Origin of the sequence: Chitinophaga sp. 180180018-3, from assembly GCF_037893185.1 — a bacterium.
Classification (GTDB): domain Bacteria; phylum Bacteroidota; class Bacteroidia; order Chitinophagales; family Chitinophagaceae; genus Chitinophaga.
In genome coordinates this window covers 2414710-2438783 of sequence record NZ_CP140772.1, presented here as the reverse complement: position 1 = coordinate 2438783, position 24074 = coordinate 2414710, and the positions used below count along the sequence as shown (strand labels likewise).

Annotated in this window: 16 protein-coding genes and 1 tRNA gene; 9 read left to right on the top strand and 8 right to left on the bottom strand. The window is 46.8% G+C overall.

The features are described 5' to 3' along the window. Positions 1–149: 149 nt before the first annotated feature. From UNH61_RS09820 to UNH61_RS09805, 4 genes are all read right to left on the bottom strand, one after another. Positions 150–377: a UPF0175 family protein gene (locus UNH61_RS09820; RefSeq protein WP_326991918.1), complete on the bottom strand. Its 228-nt coding sequence runs from the start codon at positions 375–377 to the stop codon at positions 150–152. A 138-nt stretch (positions 378–515) separates the two neighbouring features. Next, positions 516–589, bottom strand: a tRNA-Pro gene (locus UNH61_RS09815). Between the two features lie 176 nt (positions 590–765). After that, positions 766–1191 carry a hypothetical protein gene (locus UNH61_RS09810; protein ID WP_326991917.1) on the bottom strand — a complete coding sequence of 142 codons (426 nt, stop codon included), beginning with the start codon at positions 1189–1191 and terminating at the stop codon, positions 766–768. Positions 1192–1296: 105 nt separating this feature from the next. Beyond that, positions 1297–2181, bottom strand: coding sequence for an AraC family transcriptional regulator (locus UNH61_RS09805; RefSeq protein ID WP_326991916.1), 885 nt, complete (start codon positions 2179–2181; stop codon positions 1297–1299). A 120-nt stretch (positions 2182–2301) separates the two neighbouring features. Here UNH61_RS09805 and UNH61_RS09800 point away from each other — a divergent pair, with 120 nt between their 5' ends. The 8 genes from UNH61_RS09800 (at position 2302) to UNH61_RS09765 (ending at position 10386) form a co-directional block, all read left to right on the top strand. After that, positions 2302–3063 (top strand): SDR family oxidoreductase, encoded by a 762-nt coding sequence (locus UNH61_RS09800; RefSeq protein WP_326991915.1) that lies wholly within the window; start codon positions 2302–2304, stop codon positions 3061–3063. A 15-nt stretch (positions 3064–3078) separates the two neighbouring features. Next, positions 3079–4305: an enolase C-terminal domain-like protein gene (locus UNH61_RS09795; protein ID WP_326991914.1), complete on the top strand. Its 1227-nt coding sequence runs from the start codon at positions 3079–3081 to the stop codon at positions 4303–4305. Positions 4306–4324: 19 nt separating this feature from the next. Beyond that, positions 4325–5980 (top strand): sodium:solute symporter, encoded by a 1656-nt coding sequence (locus UNH61_RS09790; RefSeq protein WP_326991913.1) that lies wholly within the window; start codon positions 4325–4327, stop codon positions 5978–5980. A gap of 41 nt (positions 5981–6021) precedes the next feature. After that, positions 6022–7335, top strand: coding sequence for an alpha-L-fucosidase (locus tag UNH61_RS09785; protein ID WP_326991912.1), 1314 nt, complete (start codon positions 6022–6024; stop codon positions 7333–7335). Positions 7336–7364: 29 nt separating this feature from the next. Continuing rightward, entirely contained in the window at positions 7365–7793 is a 429-nt protein-coding gene (locus UNH61_RS09780) for an L-rhamnose mutarotase (protein WP_326991911.1), read from the top strand. A 150-nt stretch (positions 7794–7943) separates the two neighbouring features. Continuing rightward, complete coding sequence (locus UNH61_RS09775) at positions 7944–8900, top strand: lipase family protein (RefSeq protein WP_326991910.1); 957 nt, start codon at positions 7944–7946, stop codon at positions 8898–8900. A gap of 114 nt (positions 8901–9014) precedes the next feature. Further along, entirely contained in the window at positions 9015–9797 is a 783-nt protein-coding gene (locus tag UNH61_RS09770; RefSeq protein WP_326991909.1) for a helix-turn-helix domain-containing protein, read from the top strand. A gap of 64 nt (positions 9798–9861) precedes the next feature. After that, positions 9862–10386 (top strand): dihydrofolate reductase family protein, encoded by a 525-nt coding sequence (locus tag UNH61_RS09765; RefSeq protein WP_326991908.1) that lies wholly within the window; start codon positions 9862–9864, stop codon positions 10384–10386. 64 nt (positions 10387–10450) lie between these two features. On the opposite strand, the gene UNH61_RS09760 is transcribed toward UNH61_RS09765, so the two are convergent. From UNH61_RS09760 to UNH61_RS09745, 4 genes are all read right to left on the bottom strand, one after another. After that, complete coding sequence (locus UNH61_RS09760; protein ID WP_326991907.1) at positions 10451–11773, bottom strand: RICIN domain-containing protein; 1323 nt, start codon at positions 11771–11773, stop codon at positions 10451–10453. 30 nt (positions 11774–11803) lie between these two features. Continuing rightward, positions 11804–13315 (bottom strand): RagB/SusD family nutrient uptake outer membrane protein, encoded by a 1512-nt coding sequence (locus tag UNH61_RS09755; protein ID WP_326991906.1) that lies wholly within the window; start codon positions 13313–13315, stop codon positions 11804–11806. Positions 13316–13344: 29 nt separating this feature from the next. Next, positions 13345–16305, bottom strand: a complete 2961-nt coding sequence (locus tag UNH61_RS09750) for a TonB-dependent receptor (protein ID WP_326991905.1) — start codon at positions 16303–16305, stop codon at positions 13345–13347. 145 nt (positions 16306–16450) lie between these two features. Continuing rightward, positions 16451–20491 (bottom strand): two-component regulator propeller domain-containing protein, encoded by a 4041-nt coding sequence (locus tag UNH61_RS09745; protein WP_326991904.1) that lies wholly within the window; start codon positions 20489–20491, stop codon positions 16451–16453. 385 nt (positions 20492–20876) lie between these two features. On the opposite strand from UNH61_RS09745, the gene UNH61_RS09740 reads away from it, so the two are divergent. Continuing rightward, positions 20877–24068 (top strand): TonB-dependent receptor, encoded by a 3192-nt coding sequence (locus tag UNH61_RS09740; protein WP_326991903.1) that lies wholly within the window; start codon positions 20877–20879, stop codon positions 24066–24068. Positions 24069–24074: the final 6 nt, after the last annotated feature.

Below are 24074 nucleotides of genomic sequence, written 5' to 3'. Positions count from 1 at the left end.
ATTTTTTGCAACTCTAAATTAAACTATGATATACATATAGGCTTTTACTTCACGCAGTTGCAAGTCTTCGAGGCTATTACATAAAGTGTGTCAGTAAAAAGTTGTTTAACTTTTTGCTGACACACTTTATGTAATAGCCTCAAACCAGATTATATTTTTGCAGCATCTTTCTGGATATCGGAGATAGGATGGTTAATTAACGATACATCATAGTCACCTAATACTTCGGAAAAGGCAACTTTAGAAAGGCCTGCCAGTTCCGCTGCCTGGCCCAGCGACAGGCGGCCTATCTCATAAAGTTTTGCAGCCAAAAATCTGGCGGTTTCTCTTGGGTCAAGATCAACCTTTTCAGGTATTTGCAACGTAATGGTACTCATAAATCCCTCCTTTTTTATAACGCAGACGAGTTATTGCCCCTTGAAACAAATACACACTTTTTTCAAATTCAGGCAAAAAGAGTAATAGTAATACAATAAAAAAGGCCTTACAATATTGCTATCGTAAGGCCTTTTTCGTCGGGACGACTAGATTCGAACTAGCGACCCCTTGCACCCCATGCAAGTGCGCTACCGGGCTGCGCTACGTCCCGAAAAATTCCGGTGTTTCCCGTTGAACGGGATGCAAATGTACATAATTATTTCATTATTCAAAATTCTGAATATAGTTTTTTTAAGAATATCCAATTGATTCTTCTATAGTCATTTGTCGTCGTACGAAGTCTCCGTCCGAATCAAATCACCTTTTACACGCGTCTCGATACCCGAATCAATCCTCTTCCTTATTGTACAGGTTTTGCTCCAGGAAACCGCTATTTCCTTTTATAAAAGCATCCAGACAGGTCAATGCAAACGTAGTATCCATACCATCCATTTGTGTGCTAAAATTAGGATTGAGCACATCTTTCTTCTTAAAAAATCCCCTGCGTTCCATCTTCGGCCGCATATATCCGATTCCTACATGCCCCCACATACATCCGGAAATACAAAGCGTTTCTTTTTCCCCGAGATTATTTTGCCGGTTTATTTCAAAAAAATAAAACGGATTTTCAGGGCTACTTCCGCTGGCCTCAATCTGTTGGTAAAGCCCAGCCCAATCTATCTCCTGGTACAGGGCTATTGCTTTCTCTGTATTGCAGTCAGGATAAGCAACAGGGAACCGGGTAAACGGAGATTGTATTTTTATATCGTACATATACAGCTTTTTTCAACAATACAGATAAAGGAACCAAACGAACAATATAAGACAATATTTTCAAGCGCAACAAATAGTATACTGCTATCAACAGGTAAATATTTCTCAGGACTCCTTCAACTGCAATTGCGTTCTATACTCCCGCGGAGCAATGCCTTTCATCTTTTTGAAAAACCGGTTAAAATTCGTCAGGCTGTTAAATCCGCACTGAAAAGCAATTGTGCCGATAGCATATTGATCGTCCACCAATAATTTACAGGCCTGGGTAATACGTACTTCGTTAACAAAATCTATAAACGTTTTCTGCGTACGGCTTTTGAAATAACGGCAAAAAGCCTGTTTATTCATACACGCCAGGCTGGCCACCATATCCAGCCTTATTTCAGCGGAATAATTATCAAATACATACCTGAACACTTTATCCATTTTCAGGTTATCGCGGTTAGTATAAGTGTTGGTATACCCTGCCCCGGCCAGCAACTTATACTTCTTAGTGCTGCATAGCACCTGCAGTAATTCCAGTAAAAGGATCACTTTGGAAAGCCCCTGCTTTTCCCGCGACATGCGCAACAACAAATCCCGTAACGCTTCTTTTGTCTTTCCGTAAAACTTCATCCCACGCCTCGCCTCCTCAAATAATGCCTGCAGCCTGCTCACGTCCAGCAAAGGCGCCAATAAAGAAATGAGTTTATCCGGATGAAAGAACAATGCCACAGAACGTGCGGCTTCCCTGTTCTTCAAAGCAGCTGTAGTAGCAGGTGAGTTGTACCAAACATGCGGAATATGAGCGCCCAGGAAAGTTAATTCGCCGGGTTCAAAATCTTCCACACAATCACCTATCACCTTATGTCCGGCACTCTCAACGATATAAGTGATCTGGCATTCTTCATGGAAATGAAATTCAGTCGTAAAATATGGCCGGTCAATAAAACGGGTGGCGTACACTTCATTTTCCAATCCCTCCAGAATTTTAGCATAAACAGGCTTCATATTTACATAATTACAAGATAAATAGCAAAATATAGCTAATATACGCCCAATAATAATCATTTCAAGCGCAACAATCCGAAAGTAATCAAACTAAATTTGCTTTAGGAAAACAATCAGGGCATGTTGGAAAATAAAATCATCCTGCTAACAGGAGGCGCCGATGGAATTGGCTGGGAATGCGCAAAGGCCTATGCAAGCAATGGCGCCAGTATCTGCATAATTGACCTGAACCCTGATTTGCCGGCAAAGATTACCGAACTGCCAGGCAACCATAGCGTTTTCACAGGCGATGTTTCACTAGAGGCGACAGTTCAGACGGCCATCGCATTGATGATTGAAAAATACGGCCGGATCGACGCCATTCATAACAATGCAGGCATTACGCATCCGTCGGTACCACTGCATGATACCAGCGACAGTGAATGGGACCGGCTGATGTCGGTTAACCTGAAAAGCATGCTATTTACAACCAGGCATGGCATAGCACATCTGAAAAAGACAAAGGGCGCCATACTAAACACAAGCTCGATGGTGGGGACCATTGGCCAGGACAACCACGCCGCCTATGTTGCCACCAAAGGCGCCGTAAATGCGCTCACCAAAGCGATGGCACTGGATTATGCCCCCTATTCGATTCGGGTGAACGCTATCAGTCCTGCCGCAGTTAGTACTCCTGCGCTCAAAAAATGGGGACAGGAGCAGCCAAACAGCGCAGCTATTCAGCAATACCTGGACCACCTCCACCCTCTTGGTGCATTACCTGAAGCAGATGTAATTGCCGACGCGGCCACATTTCTGTTGAGTAATGCTGCCCGGTTTATTACGGGGTGCATATTACCGGTAAGCGGAGGAGCAGAACTCGGATACAGAACTATACTATAACTTAAAAACTTCCTTGTGATATCAACTGTTCACGTGAGCGACAGGCGCTTCCAACTTTCCACGGGCGCCGGTAGCGATGCTATTCATAAAGATCCGCAATATTCTTATGCTGTAACACAATTGGCCGATGATGCCGGACGCAGGGCCACCGGACTCGCTTTTACTGTAGGCGCCGGCAATGAGCTGGTTTGCCAGGCCGCAAAATTCTATGCTGAAAAATTGGCCGGAGCAGATATCGAAGAATTGATGAGTGATTTCGGAAGCTGGTTCAATCGCATGTCCAACGAACAACAATACAGATGGCTGGGGCCGCATAAGGGTGTTGTACACCTGGGCCTGGCAAGTGTAACGAATGCCTGTTACGATTTGTGGGCTAAGACGCGCGGGCTCCCGCTATGGAAATTACTGACTGGCTTGTCTCCTGAGGCCATCGTAAATACATTGGATCTGTCGTACCTGGAAGATGTTCTTACCAGGGAAGAAGCTATTGCTATGCTGGAAGAACAAAGGAGCAGCAAACATTTGCGGGAGAAAATCATCGAAAATGGTTATCCTGGCTACGACACTTCTGTTGGTTGGTTTAACTACGGTGATGAACAAATCAGAGACAATTGTAAGAAGGCAATAGATGCCGGTTTTACAGCACTCAAATTAAAAGTAGGTTCTCCGGATGCTCAGCGGGATATACATCGCGCCAATATTGTCAGGGAAGTTGCCGGCGATGCTACCACTGTAATGCTGGATGCAAACCAGCAGTGGAACCTGCCGCAAGCTATTTCCATCTGCAAAGAATTGAAGAAAATTAATCCTTACTGGATAGAAGAGCCTACCCATCCGGATGATCTGCTGGCGCATCAAAAACTGGCAGAAGCCATTGCACCTATGAAACTGGCATTGGGTGAGCATGTTCCTAACCGCATCCTGTTTAAGAATTACCTGCAAACCGGTTGCGCATCTTTCATACAGGTCGACGCCGTTCGGGTTGGCGGCGTAAGCGAGTTTATAACGATCAGCTTACTTTGTAAGAAATTTGGCGTTCCTGTGGTGCCGCATGTGGGCGATATGGGCCAACTGCATCAGCACCTGGTACTGTTCAATCATATTGCTATGGGACACGAGGCGCTGTTCCTGGAACATATCCCTCACCTGCGGCAATATTTTGTAAATCCTGTTTGCATACAGAACGGAGTATATGTAACACCACAGGAAGCTGGCAGCAGCTGCGATTTGTACGAAGGATAGCCCTGCTAAAAAATGCCATATGAATGTTAATATTGATACAGTTATTACGGTTGCCTATATCCTCTTTATTGTTACCATAGGCTTATGGAGCGGCAAAAGGAAAAGCAACCAACAAGCATCTACTACCAGTAAAGATTACTTCCTGGCGGGTAAAACATTAAGATGGCCAATGATCGGGCTGGCGCTGTTTGCAACAAACATTTCCTGCCTGCACCTGGTAAGCCTTGCTCAAAGCGGATTCGACACCGGCCTGCTCAACGGGAACTTCGAGTGGATGGCAGCCTTTACCCTGGTGTTACTGGCGCTGTTTTTTGTACCATTTTATATAAAATCCGGGATATCTACCCTGCCGGATTTCCTGGAAAAAAGATATAATCCGGCTTGCCGTAACTGGCTGGCATTTGTTTCCATCCTGTCTGCAATGATTATCCATATCGCGTTTTCCTTCCTGGCGGGCGGAATTGTTCTGGAAACGTTGTTTGGTATAAATATGTACTACAGCATTGTAGCTATTGCATTATTCACAGGATTATATACCATTATCGGAGGGCTGAGGGCTGTTGTGGTAACAGAAACCATTCAGAGTATAGTACTGATTACCGGCGCCATTATTATCACCTGTTTCTCCTGGAACAAGGCCGGCGGATGGCATGGCATGAAGGAGGTTCTTTCCGCACAGCACGAGATGAACAAGTTGAGCATGATCAGGCCGGCAGGCGACAGCAGTGGCATGAGCTGGGTAGCCGTATTTCTCGGATATCCTGTATTGGGTATATGGTACTGGTGTGCCGATCAAACCATCGTTCAGCGGGTGCTCGGCGCCCGGGATGAGAATCATGCCCGCGTAGGAGCTTTATTTTGCGGGTTCATAAAAATCCTGCCTGTTTTCCTGTTTGTACTGCCGGGTATTTTCGCATACGTACTTTACAAAACACATGTGCTGGACCTCAGCAGCCTCCCGGTAATTGAAAAAGACGGGCTGCGGGTCCCGGATACCAAAGGCATTTATACTGTGATGATCACCCAGCTGGTACCCAAAGGGCTGGTGGGCATACTGGTAGCGGCATTGCTTTCCGGCCTGATGAGCCAGATTGCCGGCGCCCTGAACTCCATCAGCACATTGGCCAGCTATGACATTTACAAACGGTTTAAACCTGACGTAACAGATAGACAACTGGTGACGGTAGGCAGGTGGACGGCGGGCATCGCACTGGGTATCTCGCTGATGCTGCTTCCTTTGCTGAACAGGTATACGAGTCTTTTCGCCGGGATCAACGATATCATTGCACACATCGCCCCTCCTATCACCTGTGTATTCCTGTTGGGTATTTTCTGGAAAAAAGCTTCGGCCAAAGCGGCACAATACACGCTGTGGCTGGGATCATTGCTGGGGGCGGCCGTATTTGCAGCAGGTAAACTCGGAGGCAGTTCTTCCGCCATTGGCAGTATACCTTTCATGGTAATGGCCTTCTACCTGTTCTGCATCTGCCTTATATTGCAGGTGGGGCTCTCTTTTCTGTTCCCATCGCAACAAACATCCGGCAGTAGCAAACTTTACTGGACTTCTATTGCTGAACCGCTGCAATCCAGCGGTTGGCGCGGAATAGGCAACTATAAGTTCCTTGCTGGATTATTGATTGGCATCATGGCACTACTATATTGGATATTCAGATAAGTGTTGAAAACAGACTTCAACAGAACTATTAAACTCATTACATGATTATGAAAACAAAAAGCATTTTCTCCTCCCTGTTATTATTGATCAGCATGATATGCGCACATGCGCAGTCGCCGGCTAAAGCCAATGCCATCAGCCAGTTCATGAACAATCGTTTTGGCATGTTTGTGCATTGGGGGCCCGTTAGCCTGCGAGGCACCGAAATTGGCTGGAGCCGCGATAAAGAGGTATCTAAAAACGATTATGACAGTTTATATAAAGAATTTAACCCGGTGCTTTTTGATGCGGATACCTGGGTAAAAACAGCCAAAGAGGCCGGGATGAAGTATCTGACTATTACAGCCCGCCACCACGACGGGTTCTGCTTATGGCCTACGAAATACACCGATTATAACATCTCCAACACTCCTTACAGGAAAGATATTTTAAGGCAGTTACAGGTGGCTTGTAAAAAACAGGGCATCAAATTTTGCATTTATTATTCCGTATTGGATTGGCATCACCCGGATTATCCTATTCACTCCGCACATAACAGCCAGCCTGATCCTACTGCAGATATGGGTAAGTATGTTGTTTTCATGAAGAATCAGCTGAAGGAGTTGATTGAACAATACGATCCGTATATGCTGTGGTTTGACGGCCAGTGGGAGAAGCCCTGGACAAACGAAATGGGTAAAGATATTTACGCCTATGTTACCCGGCTGAAACCGGGTATTATTACCAATAACAGGCTGGGGAAAGAATTTGCGGCGATGGAAAATAAGAATATTGATGTAACAAAAATGGTGGGCGATTACGACACTCCTGAACAGGTAGTTGGCCGGTTAAACCTGACTACTCCCTGGGAAAGCTGCTTCACGCTCTGCCAGCAATGGTCGTGGAAGCCGAATGATCAAATGAAACCACTGGAAAAATGCCTGGCTATTCTCTCCAAAGCAGCCGGAGGCAATGGTAATCTGCTGCTGAACATTGGCCCGATGCCGGATGGCCGGATTGAAGCCAGACAAATAAAACGTCTGAAAGAAATTGGCGCCTGGCTGAAAATAAATGGTAAAGCCATTTATGGCACCAAAGGAGGGCCTTACGAACCAACTGACAATTATGCAACCACCAGGAAAGGCAATACGCTATTCATACATGTACTGAATACTCATCTTTCCGAAATATCGTTAAAATCTATACAAGGTATCAAAATACTGCAGGCACGTACCCTGAATGGCCATGCTGTACCTGTAGCAGCAACTGGTGATACCTGGCAGCTGGCGCTTCCTGCTGAGCTGAATGGACAACCTGAGTATGTTATTGAGGCAGAGATGGATGGAAACACTGAGTCCATCCCGGTGATGAAATGATTCCTGTTCAAGAGAACACATTTTGATCTATGTATAGTAAAATAATTCTTTTCCTTTTCGCCGCTGTGATGCTGGGGGCCTGTGGGCCCTCTGCCACTCCGGGTAACGGGGCAAAAAAAGCAGTAAGGTATGGAATGGTAACAGGGCTGAAGCCGGATAAGGTCGCCTATTATAAACAGCTGCACGCAGCTGCATGGCCGGGCGTACTGAAGAAAATCAGCGAATGTAATATCCGGAATTATTCTATTTACCTGAAAGAAATAGATGGTAAGCCTTACCTGTTCAGCTACTGGGAATATACCGGCAGCGACTTTGCGGCGGACATGAAAAAAATGGCTGCAGATACCACCACTCAGCGCTGGTGGAAAGAAACGGCTCCCCTGCAGCTTCCATTGCCAGATGCAGCCAGGAATAGCGAAACCTGGAGCAGCATGGAAGAAGTGTTTCATACAAATTAAGTGTGAAAGGGGAAGGCCTGCTGAACATTAAAATCATAACATTGGAATAATAAAAAATTACTTTAAATTGGACTCCTAATCATTATTCAACAGATTGTTTTAGCACCCTCAGGCATCAATTCATTTTTCCACCCTCAAAACCACTTTTCTATGGAAACTGCAATCAAGCCTTTATCCGTTTCACTGGCAGACGCCGTTCAGTACGCCAAACTGACTAACCTGGCAGACCTTCTCTACAAACAGGCTGTACAGAACAAGGACAAGCCTGCACAACTTAATCCTTCCATACAGGCGTACAAGGATATCTGCAACAACAAGGCCTACCAGGCGCTGGTAGACCCTAACTTTCTGAAAGAATACAATGTATTGTACAATGTACAGATGAATGACCTTCTTATTCCCGGAAAAATAGATCTGGTGTATTATGGCTACATAGCACAGCACAAGAGCACCCGGGACTATGTAATCGCCATTCGTGGTACAGAAACCATACTTGAAGCTATTGCCGACGCCTTTTTCGTTCCCACTGCATTCAAGGAGTTTAACAACAAAGCATTGGTTCCATCCGGTTTTTACGATCTGTATGAATCTGGCCTGATTGTATCTCCGCCCGATTCCAGCACACAGATTGTACCCCTCCTGTTAAAAATTGTTGCAGCTGATCCGGCGCTTGTAATGCCGGATGCTCCAAAAGTACAAACAGTAATTGCAGGCCATAGCCTGGGAGCTGCGCTGGCAACTTATTATGCCGCCGCTGTAACTGTTGGCCTGGGTAAAGGCATGGACCTCAGCGTGTATACTTATGCATCACCGATGACAGGTAATGCCGCCTTTACCGATACCTACAATAAAAATATAGCTGAAAACAGCCGGATATATAATGTGCCGGATGTTGTTCCCAACCTTCCGCAGTACTTCGAAAACGGCGTTAACATCTATACACAGGTAGCCAACGGCTATCAGATTGATTCAACAAAGTATCCGCTGGTAAAAACCGGCGCCGCATGCGCACATCAGCTGCCGGTTTACCAATATGTATTGGAGAGACTTAATGGAACAGACAATCCGAATATCATGAACTTTGGCGGTGGCAATTGTAAAGCCTGAGGCCTGAAAATTGTACCCTGAAATCAACACCATAAAAAAAGCCTTGAATCGAAAGATTTAAAGGCTTTTTTGTTTTGCAATTTACCGGTCAACTATTATCTATATTTGCCGGGTATGCATATACAATCTTACGATATCATCCCTGCTTTGCAGCCATATATAAAACTGATTTGCACCATGGAGTGCGACGATGATATAGACGTGCGTCATATTCGTGTGTTGCCCGACGCCTGTGTAGAGCTGTTTTTGAATTATACAAGTACGCCTGTAGCCATCATTGGTGGTGAGTTGCACAACCGTAGTATCGTTACTTTTCGGATGAGCCGGCCTATGGATGTGCAAATGCGGAAGGGGGCCGGGGTAATTGCCATTTGTTGCTATCCGGGCCTGGCGCACAGGTTTATTCAAATTCCCATGCACGCACTATCCGATACTACTACCGCCCTGGCTGATATATGGGATGATATGGCAGCAGAGATAGAAGAAAAAATAGCAGGATCCGTCAATAATGAAATGCGTGTAAGCCTGGTACAAAAGTATCTGCTGAAAGAACTCGCCAATAGTAAAGATGATTTTCAGATAGCACATTGTCTGAGGCAGGTACGATTGTCAGGGGGATTGATACCTGTGGAAAAACTCGCCGGTGATGTCGGCCTCAGCCAGCGCCATCTTTCAAGAAAGTTTCAGCAAAATGTTGGTTTGTCGACTAAAGAATATCTGCGTGTTTCCAGGTTCATACTGTCACTTGATCATCTGAAAAAATATCCGGCATTTTCTCTTACGAAAGTTGCACACAAAAGCGGCTATTATGACCAGGCACACTTTATCCGCGATTACAAAGACTATACAGGTTACACACCTGGTCAGGTAGCACTGGACCCGCATATTTTATATTGATGTCCGTTTTATACAATTAATCGTAATGGCGTCCGGCTATTTTTGCAATATAAAAATGAACAGTATGCGAAAACTAATATTGGGCCTGGCCATAACATTGGATGGATTTATTGAAGGACCTAATGGCGAGTACGACTGGTGCTTTACAGATCAGGACTATGGATTAAAAGAATTTTTTGAGCGCATTGATGCTATTTTCATTGGCCGTAAAAGTTATGAAATGATGCAACAGCAGGGAGAGGCTATAGCAGGAATGCCGGTGTTGACAGAATATGTATTTTCCAGCACGTTAACATCAGTAAAAGAAGGTGCTGTACTGATTTCGGGAGATAGTATGGCGGAGGCACGAAAAATAAAAAATCAGCCGGGGAAAGACATCTGGTTATTTGGAGGCGCTTCCCTATATGATGCCCTGATGAAGGAGGGACTGGTGGATGAATTGTGGATGTCTGTACACCCGATATTGCTTGGCAGCGGTAAGCCCTTATTCCGCGAACAGCATGGCAGGCGTAAGCTCAGGCTGCTGGAAAGTAAAACATATGAGACCGGACTGGTATCCGTCCGTTATAGCATCGAAAATATTCATTGATAAACCTGAAACCGGCCGCCTCGAAAGAGGACGACCGGCATTCAAATAAAGGTATCTGATCATATTACTGCTGGCTAATGATCTGCCATTGCTGATTACTGCCCGACTGATAAGGCCATTGTATTGCCGTATCTCCCTGGGCTTTGGAAGCATTGGCCATATCCAATGCCATTCCGCTGTTACGGTTTTTGAAGTTGTAAATCCCGCTTCCTACTCTCGCTATCTGCCACATCTGGTTATTACCACCGGTAGAAGGCCATTGTATCACCGAGGCGCCCTGCGTAGTGGAGGATCCTTTAACATCCGCCACCTGTCCGCTGTTACGATTGGTTAATGAATAGTAGCCACCACCCAGATCTCCGATCTGCCATTGCTGCTCGTTACCTCCCAGCCAGGGCCATTGAATCAGCGTCACCCCCTGCGTGGTGGAAGCACTTGGAACAGCCAGTACCTGCCCGCTGTTTACATTTACCAGTTTGTAGGAAGCGTTGGGATCGAAGGGGGTTTTACCTCTGCGCATCACCACGTTCTTCACTTTGAAATAGGTATCTGTTTGCGGGCCGGGGCTACCTCCGGCTTCCTCCATCTGCAGATCAATGATGAGCCAAAATGGGGCGTTGGCAAAATTATTTCCCACATGCGCAGCTGTAAGCACGCCATCGATGAAGTACTGGCACTCTACGCTGTTAGACCAGGATCCGTCGGTATTCTTCACCCGGTTAAATACGCCTTTATAATGATGCCAGGTAGTAGCTGCATTGGCTACTGTCGTTAACCTGGTCTGCCAGCTACCATCATAGGTATTCTGCCAGATGGAGGTATTTCCTTTCACTTCCACGATATCACTTTCAGGCGGCCAGGTATTCACGGCCGTAATCCAAAAAGCCGGCCAGGTGCCAAAAGCAGTCGGCGCCTGAAGATCTACGCTGATCTCCCAGTAAGGATAGATAGAATCGATCAGTACCTGGTGTTTGGAATAGATCGTACCGGAATGATAGTGAATAGGCGGATACGGTGATTTATTACTGGGAAGACTGTCGGGATGATACGTGGCCTTGAGGGTCAGCGAACCATCTCCGTTCAGATAGATCTGGCTATGATCGGTACTGCTCCCGTACATACGTGCCGTACCATTGTGATCTGATCCCCAGGGATAAAGATAATTCCATTGTGCTTCGAAACTCGGATAATCGGTAAATGAACTGCCATCTGTCACCGTTTCCCAGGTGCTGGTCAGCATCTGGGCTGTGGCCGTTGTTGCACCGGCTGCCAGCATGCTATGCTGACCATTGATGTTGGTTTTAAGCGATTGTTTACTGCAGGATGAAAACAGCACTGTTCCTGCCAGTGCCAGGCATACCGTGGATAGCTTTTTTGTGTGCGTCATAATATTTGGTTTATGTGATGGGTTACTCAATTATTTCACAAAGGGTATCGGCGCCCAATAATAAGTATGACTGGCATCAGACGGCTGATTGATAAGCGGCACTTCTCCTGCGTCTCTTAGGGAGTTGGCCTTCTGTACGGTTTCTGTTCTCACCAGGTCGAACCACCGGATGCCGAATTCGCCGGCAAACTCCCATCCCCTTTCTGCCACCACAGCGTCTCTGAAATCGGTCTGGGATAAACCGGGAGTAAGCGGAAGCAATCCTGCTCTTTGCCGCACCTGGTTAACGGCGAGGTACGCATTGGCATCAGGACCGGCCGACATGGCCTGCGCTTCTGCATAAGTCAACAGCACTTCCGAATAACGGATAATATAGCTCGTAGCACTACTCCACCAATCGCCCGCCTTATGGGTGGCCCAGTTGTATTGGTCGTCTTCCCTATACTTTAAAAAATAAGGGTGCTTCTGCAGCGTGTGTTGCCAGTCTACTACATTAGCAGGATCATTCTTTACATAGTAATCTTTCTGGTACGTTGCGTCCTTCCTGGGCCCGGCAGGGAATCTGTTATAGAATGAAATTTCTCCGAAACCATCTTCCCAACCTCCTTCTTCATAATCAGGGGCATAAGGATTGGGCGCCATCATATTTCCATTACCCCAGGTTGCATTGGGAGTAGTTTTGTTGAAATAGCAGGCGTATACTGCTTCTGTATTGAACCGGTTGGAGAACTTCCATATATCCGCGAAATTCGTCAGCATGGTATATCCCCAGGTAGCCTTATTATCGATCACCTCTTTGGCCTTGGCAGCAGCCAGCGCATATTTGTCTGCCTGCTTGAGCGGCCAGCCGGCCATTGTCAGGTATACATTCGCCAGCAGCGCTTTTGCTGCACCTTTTGTAGGCAGTACATCCACGCCATTCTGCTTCGCCGGGCCTGTCCAATGATCCGGCAACATGGTTTCTGCCTTCTGAAGATCCCCGACGATCAGCCCATAGATGTCGGCTACCTTGGCGTTAGGCCGGTTATCCATGATGGTATTATCGACCGGCATCGGCACTTCTCCCCAGGTTCTGGTCAGATAGAAATAGCTGATGGCGCGCATAAAATACGCATAGCCGCCCGCGTTATTCCGCTGATCCGGTGTGGCTTCCGTGGCACTGTTATAATTTGCCAGCAGCGAATTCGCTGATTTGATGGTGCCATAAAAAGCATTCCACCAGGTAGTCATCCTGCTGTTGGAAGAGTTGGCATTGAATACATCGAAGTCGGAAAAATCTATTTTGTTGCCGGCTCTTTTTGATGCGATATCATCGCCCGCATAATAAGGCGCTGTCACCTGGTTAAAGGCCAGATTGAATTGCAGGGCCAGCGCTGTTTCCGCCAGTTGCAGGTCGTTCGCCGTTTTATAAAAGCTCTGCGGCGTAATACTCCCCTTTGGCGTTTCATCGAGGAATTTACTGCAGGAGGCTAACGTCAGGCAAAACATGACCAATGTTACCTGAAGCAGCCGGCCAATCGTATAGTTGATTACTTTTTTCATGTCGATAGCTTTAAGCATTCGTGAGATGATTAAAATTTCACTTGCAGCCCAACCGTGATCGTTTTCGGGGAAGGGTAAGCACCCAGGTCAATACCCGCATCCACATCACCTCCTACTGTTGTAGCTTCCGGATCAAATCCCTTGTATTTTGTGATGGTGGCAATATTCTGCGCACTCACATACACCTTTGCAGCCACCACTTTGAGCAGCTCTTTGGGCAGCGTATAAGAAAGACTAATATTCTTTAACCGTACATAACCACCGTCCTGCAAAAATTGCGTGGATTCTACCCAGCTTTTATTCTTACTTCCCGGATTAGCCCAGGTAGAGCCTGAGTTGGAAGGCGTCCAGTAATTGGCCGCATCTGCCAGGTTAATGAATTTCACATCACTGGTAGGTATAGCAGTAGATGCGTAAGTAGCATTGAAGATCTTATTGCCATGAGAACCCTGGATAAAAATATTCAGCTCAAAATTCTTATAGGCGAAGCTGTTATTAAAGCCCCAGATAAACGTGGGGGTAGCTGATCCGGCAATCACCCTGTCTTCAAACCCGATGGATCCGTTGCCACTTACATCCCGGTACTTCGCATCACCGGCTTTGTAAATGCCATTATCCGACTGGTACACCCCTTCCCACGGAATCAGGTAGAATGCGCCCATTGGCTCTCCTACTTTCACCACCTGTATCGGCGCAGAGATGAACCCGGAGCCAATAACATTCCTTTCGAGCAAACTGTCTTTGCCAAGATTAATCACTTTATTCTTGTTGAAGGAAAGGTTGAGTGAGGTGTTCCAGGTGAATGCCCCGCCTTTATAAGGCGTGCCCTCTATCATAAACTCCCAGCCTTTGTTATTCACCTTTCCTATATTTTTCAGGTAAGATCCGCCACCATCATAGTTGGCGATCCTGGTAAAAAGCAACAGGTCGCTGGTATTCTTGTTATAATAATCCGCTGTAATATTGATCCTGCCATTCAACAACCCGATATCCAGTCCTATATCTGTCTGTTTCGATGTTTCCCATTTCACGTCCGGAGTAGCCGGATTACCCAGCGTATAGCCCTGATATCCGTTAGGGGTACCATAAGAATAGATCACACTGTTCAACAGGCCGAGCGTACTATACGGATCAATAGCCTGGTTACCGGTAACACCCCATCCTGCCCTCAGTTTAAGATTGGAGAACACACCCAGGTCTTCTATAAATTTTTCATTGGAAAGCTTCCATCCTACACTAAAGGAAGGGAAATTGCTCCATTTGTTTTTTCCCTGAAACTTGGAAGATCCATCCCGCCTGAGGGTGGCGGTTAACAGGTACTTATCGTTGTAACTGTAGGCAACACGCCCCATGTACGACAGCAATGCCCAGTTGGAATAGCCTGAATTAATAGACTGGGAAGCATTCAAACCGAGATTGTAATATCCGTTTGATAAGGAAGCCAGTCCGGAGCCGGAAGCATTGAAGTAACTATATTTATTGGAAGATTCCTCCATCAGGGCGGTAGCAGTTAAATCGTGCTTATCGAAGGTTTTATGGAATGTCAGGATATTACTATTCTGGAAAGTATAGCTTTCCGTGGAGCCCTGGGAAGATCCCGGGTTACCCGGACTGATCCAGTCGTTTCTAAGAGCAGCTGACTTGGCTGTTCTGAGATCCAAAGCGGCATTGGTCGTGAAAGTCAGCCAGTCGGTGATCGCATATTTTAATCTGGCATTGAAAACACCTGCATTGGCAAAATTGTCATTATTGCTTTCATTGATTGTCATATAAGGATTTGGCCAGATAGGCGATATGCCGAAGCGGTTGTATTGCCCGGGAGTTTTATACACCGGTTCCGTTGGGGCCCAGGTCAGTGCCGACGTTACCGGGTTGCCCTTGCTACCCATGTCTCCGTTATTATGGGAATTGATCCTGGCCATATAAACATTGACCCCAAAGTCGAGCCTGCTGGTCAGCTTCACATCCAGGTTAGATCGGAAGCCAAATCTTTTCTGGTTACTGTTCACTAATAACCCCTGCTGATCGATATAAAATCCGGAAACATAGTATTTCACGCCTTCTTTGCCTCCGGTTACAGACAGCTCGTGGCTTTGTGTAACGGAATTGCTAAAGATCATGCTCTGCCAATCCGTTCCTTTGCCGGCAAACGATTGTGGATCGGGAAAGGTATTCACCCCGGAGGTAAGATTAGCGATCTTCGCATAGGTAACAGGGTCCATCAGGCTGTATTTTTTCATGGGCCTGTTGAAGCTGAGGAAGCCATTGTATTCAATCCGGGGCACTCCTGAGGAACCTGTTTTGGTAGTAATGAGCACTACCCCATTGGCGCCCCTTGAGCCGTAAACAGCAGTAGCGGAAGCATCTTTGAGTACTTCCATAGAGGCAATGTCGTTCACATTCAGATCACCCAGTCCGTTGCTGCCCAAAGCTACTCCGTCTACCACATAAAGCGGGTCGTTGCCGCCATTGATGGAGTTAGGACCACGGATACGGAGCTTCACCGATCCTCCGGGTGCACCGGAATTGTTGGTAACGGACACGCCGGCTACCCTGCCCTGTATGGCAGACGAAGCATTTAATACAGGCTGCTCCTTGTAGGCGGCTGAGGAGAGCGTGGAAACAGCGCCGGTAAGGTCACGCCGTTTCTGCGTACCATACCCGATAACTACCACATCATCCAGCTTAGATACTTTCCCCTTCAGCTGAACCTGTATGGCGGTTTTGTCGGTAAGGGGTACTTCCAGGATTTCCATCCCGGTAAAAGAGAAAATCAGTGCTTTACCATCTTGCGGTACATTAATAACGAAGGAACCATCTTTCAACGTGGAGGTCCCATGCCCGAGGCCTTTTACAACTACCGTTGCCCCTTCCAACGGTTGCTGGTCAGGCCCTGTGACTTTTCCGGTTATTTTCCTTGTTTGAGCCAGGGAAGTCACAAAAAGGGCAAGTCCTACAAAGAGTAGGAGGACTTTTTTTGATATGACCATTAGTATCAGTTTTGCTCTCAAATTAGGATGATGCTGGCCGATACATGGGGGTGTAATTCATACAAAAGGGGGACAAATTGGTAAACTAAGTACTTGATTACCATAAAATAACTGGTAAAAATACCTCCTTACAAATCAGGCGCTTTTAACTCCGCCATTCACTTAAATTATAAGTAGCGTCGAAGGAGCCCTTGTATTTCTTTACGTATTCAGAAGGCGGTATACCGAACAATTTTACAAACTGCCTTCTGAAATATCTGACATCTGAAATGCCCACCTGAAAGGCTGCTTCGCTGACATTGATATTGGAGCTCAGGAGCAGCACCGCTGCTTTTCTTAACCGGATGAGGCGGATAAAGGAGCTGATAGACTGCCCCGAGGTGGCTTTTACTTTTTTATAAAGACTGGAATGACTCATGTTCATTTCCTTCACCAGGATCTTTATAGAGAATTCCTCATTATCGATATTCTTTTCTACCACCGTAATACATTTCTCCAAAAACTCTTTGTATATCGCCGGTATTTTGGTGGAATTCCTTTTCAAAGTAATGCGGTCGAAGAAATATTGCTGCAGCACATTCCGGTTCCTGAGAATATTATTCACCCTGGCAATCAGTAAATCCTTCTCAAATGGCTTGGTGATATAATCGTCGGCGCCGCATTCAAGTCCGGTTAATTTCACCTCGGACGACAGCGAAGCTGTCAATAATATAACAGGCGTATGTACCAGCGAGGGCTCCTCTTTGATCTTCCGGCAAAGCTCTACGCCTGTCATCCCGCCCATGACCACATCGCTGATAACAAGATCAGGGATATGCTGCAAGGCCAGCTGCAACGCAGTTTCGCCGTCTGGTGCTTCGTGTACAATGAACTGCTCTTTGAATATCTGTGAAAGGTATCCGCGGATTTCGGCATTGTCATCGACAACTAAGATTACTTTCTTATCGGTAATTATTTCCTCCAGCTCTGCTTTGGAAGGCACGGGAACAGTGGGCCCGGCATCCTCCATTAACTCATGCAGGAACTGGGGCTTTTCAATGATCTCATCCTGGACATATTGACCTGCGAAATGGCCGCTTCCTTTTTTCAACACCAGGATGAATTGCGTACCGTTATTGATTTCGCTGTTATACGAGATCTTTCCTTTATGCGCTTCTACGAACTGCTTCACCAGGTATAACCCAATCCCGAAGCCGGATTGCGAGGAGGTATATTTGTTTTTTTCCTGATAGAAACGCTCAAACAGCCTGTCGCCCACATGCCTTTCAATACCGCACCCGCTATCGCTTACCTTCAGCGTGAGGGATCGCTCATCCTCTTCGATGCCGATAGATACCGTGCCGCCCCCGGGAGTAAATTTCAGCGCGTTGGAGAACAGGTTAAACAGCAGGATCTCCATTTTTTCCCGGTCAACGAATAGTTCTATATCCGGATTGTTGCAGCTGAAGTTGTAGGTAATGCCTTTCATTTTCGCCTGCTGGCTGAAGCAGATATATACTTCCCGGCAAAGCGCGGAAAAATTCAGCCTCACTACTTTCAGTTTATCCGCTTCTGTATCTGCTTTCCGGAACAGCAGTAACTGATCAACAAGACTCAGGAGCCTGCGGGCATTACGGTAAACGATGCTCAGGTCGCCGTTACCCGAGGCTTTTTCCGGATGATACAGCAATTCTTTCAGGGGGTTGATGATCAGCGTCAGCGGGGCCCTGAATTCGTGGGAAACGTTTGTAAAGAAGCTGAGCTTCTTTTCATTCATTTCCTTTTCCCTTTCTGTTTCCTTTTTGGCCCAGGCTACTTCAAATGCCATCCTGGTTTTCTGCGCCTGGTATTTCAGCCAGGCAAAGATCAGCGCTGCTCCGGCAATGGTATACATCAAATAAGCCCACCAGCTCCGGTACCAGGGCGGCAATACAAGGATGGTTAGTTGTTGTTCCCTGCCGGTCCAGGCGCCATCCGTATCTGTGGCTCTCACTTTAAAAGCATATTTCCCCTCATGCAAACTGGTATAGTTGACCGACCTGCTTCTTCCGGTATAAATCCAGCCATCATCCCTGCCTTCCAGACGATAGGCATAGCTGATCTTATCCGGGGAAGTATATTCGAGCGCTACAAAGTCGAGCGAAAGTGTGGCCTTGTTAAACGGCAGCTTTATTTCCTGTATCTGATCATCTGAATGCCTGCTGATATAGGAAGCATCCGCTTCAATGGGCACATTATTGACCTTTATCCCTGAAATAAAAACCGGCGGAGCAGTTTCATTGGCATAAATCTGTTCCGGTCTGAAAATATTGAGCCCCTTTATGCCGCCGAATACCATTTCTCCTGATTGCAGCACCAGTGCGGCGTTATAGTTGAACTGATTACTTTGAAGGTTATCAGATGCGGAGTAATTAGTAAATTTTAGGGAGACAGGATCAAATTTGGATATGCCGTTATAGGTGCTGAGCCAGAGATTTCCCCTGGCGTCTTCCAGTATATTCAGTACAGCGTTGCTACATAGTCCGTCCTTGTCGGTAAACCGTTTAAAGGTGCCGGCAGATCTGTCGAACAGCAACAGGCCACCATCTTCGGTGCCTATCCAGAAGCGGCCGGCCTTATCTTCATGGATCGCCCTGACCCGGCTGCCAATCTTATACCGTTGATGTTTTTTTTGAACCAGGTCGATTTTGATCAGCGTGCTGTATTCTCCCGCCCAAAAACCACCTTCCCTGTCTTCCGCAATCGTGAGCAGATCTACCAGCTGATCATCGAACAGTTCAAAGATATTTTTTTGCCGGTTGAAGCGATAGAGGCTGCCGGGATCGAATGTAGAAGCCCATAACTGCTGCCGTTTATCTTTATACAACCTCCATACATTCCGTTCTTCTTTACCATTATTAATACAGCTGAATTTTTCGAACACACCGGTTTGCGGGTTGAAGCGATTGATCCCGCTATTCCAGAACGACATCCACACATTTCCATCTACATCATTCACTACACCTGTTACCAGGTTAGCGGAAGGCGTATGCGGATTTCCTTTTTCATGCTGATAATTGATGAATTTGTTCTGCGCTCTCATCCAATAGCTCAGGCCTCCCCCATCGGTGGCTATCCATAGGTTATGAGCGGTATCTTCAGAAAAGCTGGAAGCGAAATTATACACCAGGCTGTTTTTATTCAGCGGATCATGCCGGATGGTTTTAAAGCGGGCTTTCACGGGATCTATTACATGGATACCGCCTCTTAAAGTTCCGATCCAGATGCGGTTTTCTTTATCCTGGTATATATCATACACCGCGGGGCTCGACAAGGCCTGTTGCCCGCCGGCTTCCGGAAAAGGGGTTATTTTTCCAGTAGATGTATTTAATATGAATATGCCTCCCCCATCGGTCGCTATCCACAGGTCGTGGTTTTTTAAAAATGTTAAATGAACAACGTTATCTGCTGTAGGAAGGATACTTAAAAATGTATTCGTGTTTTTCTTCAGCTGAAAAACACCGCTGCTGGCGCCAACGAAAATACTGCCGTCACCATCTGTTTTCAGGCAGTTCACGCTCCGGAGCGTGTTATTTACCATCCGGATAGTATTGGTGGCGTAGTCGTACTGACACAATCCTTCATTGCGGATAAACAACCATACCCGCTGTTCGTCGAACTCAACAGCGGTCACATCATAATGAGCCAGGTTGCTGTACGGTATTTGTGAAGCAACCTTAGCGCCCTTTCTGTATACCAGCAATCCCAGGTTATTTGTTGCAACAAATATATTTCCCTGCTTATCGGATTTAACAGCATTCACCCTTTCCGTGATGTAACCGGGCTGGCTGCCTTTAAATGGAATATAACTGCCAATCGTAAATTTAGACGTCACCGCATTGTAAATGCTCAATCCGCCCATAGTCCCAACCCATAAATTACATTGGGCATCTTCTTCAATGGAAGTGATCCGGTTAAACAGCAGAGAGGTTTTATCACCCGGTTGTTTCCTGAAGGTGGTAAATTCATAACCATCATACCTGTTCAGTCCATCGTAAGTACCAAACCACATAAATCCTTTGTGGTCCTGGAAAATACAGGTAACGGAATTATTGGAAAGGCCCTGTTCGATACCCAAACAGGATACTCCCGGAAAATCGTCGGCTCGCGTGGAACTACTAAAAAGAATCAGGGTTACAACTGTCCACAAAAATTTTCTGATTACCATCTAAAACGGTTGATAACACTATTGGTAATAAACGTAATAAATTATTCCTCACTTTTCCTCTGTCGGCAAAATTATCATAACGTAAAGCCCTCGTTCTTGAAAATAGTCAAAATAGTTCAGTTATTATCTCTTAAAGTGTTGGTTTGTTCATTTTATTTGAAAGACTTTTGCTTTATGTTGGCTATCAGGATCCACTATCCACCAGCGTTCCCGGTTCATTCCCCCCATTGACATTAGCGGAACAGGTGGCATTGCAGCCAAATTGGAAAATCAGACCAATATCAACCGGAATTAGTTTCGGCAGGTATTTTTAATGGCCGGCAGCTAGCACCCGGCGTTAAAGCCTGCTACCACCACTTACATTAAATGCAAACAGTACTGCACAATGAAAAATCCGACGTTATTACTAACGCGCTGTCTCCTTATTGTCTCCAAAAAAAGTCCACGTTACAAGCAGTTCTTTTTGCTGCTGCTGGCACTACTGCAAAGCTCATGGCTGCTCGCGCAGCAACGCAGCATTATTTCCGGGATAGTGGCTTCATCGGACGACAATTCCTTTATTCCCGGGGTAACCGTTCAGGTAATGGGTACTTCACGGGGTACTACCACCAACGAACAGGGGAAATATTTTATTGAGGCGCAAAACGGCGACTCCCTGATATTCCGTTATATCGGGTACATCGAAAAACATATAAAGATAGGAACCCAAACTACATTAAATATAACATTACAATCCGTTTCCAGTCAACTGAAAGACGTAGTAGTAGTGGCCTTTGGTACCAGGAAACGAAACGATGTAGTAGGTTCTGTTACTACCATCCGGCCGGCCGACCTGAAGGTACCTTCCAGTAATCTCACAACAGCCCTTGCTGGTCGCGCTGCCGGGGTGATTGCGTTCCAGCGGAGCGGAGAGCCGGGCCAGGATAATGCGCAGTTCTTCATCCGGGGAGTTACCACCTTCGGGTATAAGAAAGATCCGCTGATACTGATCGATGGCATAGAGTTGACGACCACAGACCTTGCACGTTTGCAGGTAGATGATATTGCCAGTTTTTCGATATTGAAAGATGCCAGCGCCACGGCTTTATACGGATCCAGGGCCGCCAACGGCGTGATCCTCGTGACCACCAAAGAAGGCGCCATCGGTAAAGCGCACCTGGCTTTCCGCGTGGAAAACTCCGTGTCCGCACCTACGAAAAACATTGAGCTCGCCGATCCGGTCACTTATATGAAGCTGGCCAATGAAGCAGTGCTCACCCGCGATCCGCTCGGTGTACTCCCCTACTCCGAAGAAAAAATTGAGAATACGGCGGCCGGCGCCGACGGTATCGCCTATCCGGCGAACGACTGGAGAAAGACGATGTTCAAAGAATACACCATGAACCAGCGCGCCAACCTGAGCGTGAGCGGTGGCGGCGGCGTTGCCAGGTACTATGTATCCGGCGCCTGCAACCGCGATAATGGCCTCATGAAAGTAGATCACCGCAACAACTTCAACAGCAATATCCGCCTCAATAGCTACAGCCTCCGCTCTAATGTAAACGTGAATCTCACCCGTACAACGGAAATGACGGTACGACTCAGCGGCAGCTTCGATGATTATACAGGTCCGCTCGATGGCGGCGCCAGTATGTACCAGAAAGTAATGCGCTCCAATCCGGTATTGTTCCCTGCCTATTTCCCGGCCGACGACGCTCATAAATATGTAAAGCATATTATGTTCGGCAACTACGACCAGGGCCAGTATATAAATCCTTATGCTGAAATGGTGAAAGGATACAAGAACTATTCGCGCTCACTTATGCTGGCGCAGCTGGAGTTGAAACAAAACCTGAAGGCCATCACACCCGGACTGGTGGCCAGCGCCATGATGAATACCAACCGGACGTCCTATTTCGACGTAAGCCGTTACTACAATCCGTTCTGGTATAAACTGGATGCATACGATAAATTATCCAGGGGGTATTTCACCACCAATATCAATCCCAATGAAGGCACCGAATACCTGGGTTATAGCGAAGGCGCTAAACTTATCAGCACTTCTTTTTACCTGGAGTCGCGGCTGAACTACGATCGAACTTTCAATAAAAGCGGGGTAAGCGGGATGATGGTGTTCATGGCGCAAAGCCGCCTGAATGCCAATGCGGGCGATCTGCAACAATCGCTGCCCTTCCGCAACCTGGGCTTATCCGGCAGGCTCACGTACGACTACGACAAACGCTATTATGCCGAGTTTAACTTTGGCTACAACGGGTCTGAGCGGTTCGACCGGCACCATCGCTTCGGCTTCTTCCCCTCTTTCGGCCTGGCATGGACTGTTTCCAATGAACCGTTCATGAAGGCAACGAATGATGTGATATCGAACATGCGGCTGAGAGCTACCTATGGTATCATCGGTAATGACGCCATCGGTTCGCCGCAGGACAGGTTCTTCTATCTGTCGAACGTAAATATGAACGACAACAGCAAAGGCGCTACCTTTGGCCGGGATCCGGGCACCCTCTACAGCCTTAACGGTATTTCCATCTCCCGGTATGCAAATCCTGATATCACCTGGGAAACATCCAAACAGAAAAACATAGCGCTGGATCTGGGCCTGTTCAATAAGCTGAATTTTACCGCGGAATATTTCTCCCAGTATCGCGATCATATTCTCATGAACCGGGCGTATATCCCCGAGGCAGCGGGCTTTTCGGCGCCGGTGATGGCCAATGTTGGTGTGGCTACGGCATCGGGCGTGGATATGTCGCTCGACTATAAAGAATTCTTCCGGAACGATTTCTGGGCGGCTGTGATGGGCAACTTCACCTACGCCACCAGCAAATATAAAAACTACGAAGAGCCGAAGTATGCAGAGTCTTATCGTTATCATACCGGTCAATCCATCAACCAGGTATTCGGCTACATCGCAGAAAAATTATTCGTGGACGATGCGGAAGCCCTCAACTCGCCCCGGCAAAACTTCGGTCAGTACGGCGGCGGCGATATCAAATACCTCGATGTAAATCACGATGGTCAGATTACCCAGGCCGATATGGTGCCCATTGGACATCCTACGGTGCCTGAAATCGTATATGGGTTCGGGTTCTCCCTGGGCTATAAAAACCTGGATTTCTCTACCTTCTTCCAGGGACTGGCCAACGAATCTTTCTGGATAGATCCGTCTGCCACCTCTCCTTTTGCAGCCTATAGATATCCCAATGAGCAGATCTCCGGCGCGCTGCAGAATCAGTTGCTGAAAGCTTATGCAGACGATCACTGGTCGGAAGATCATCAGAATGTGCATGCACTGTGGCCTCGTCTGAGCCCGGATATCAATCAGAACAATGCGCAACCCAGCACCTGGTTCATGCGCAATGGCGCCTTCCTGCGGCTGAAACAGATAGAGCTGGGGTACACCCTGCCGAAGCGCTGGCAGAAGAGAATGCATACTTCCCTGTGCCGCATTTATCTCAACGCTACCAATCTGCTCACCTTTAGCAGGTTCAAACTGTGGGACGTGGAAATGGGCGGAAATGGCCTGGGATACCCGGTACAGCGGGTAGTGAACATAGGACTCAATATCAACTTTAACTAATCGACC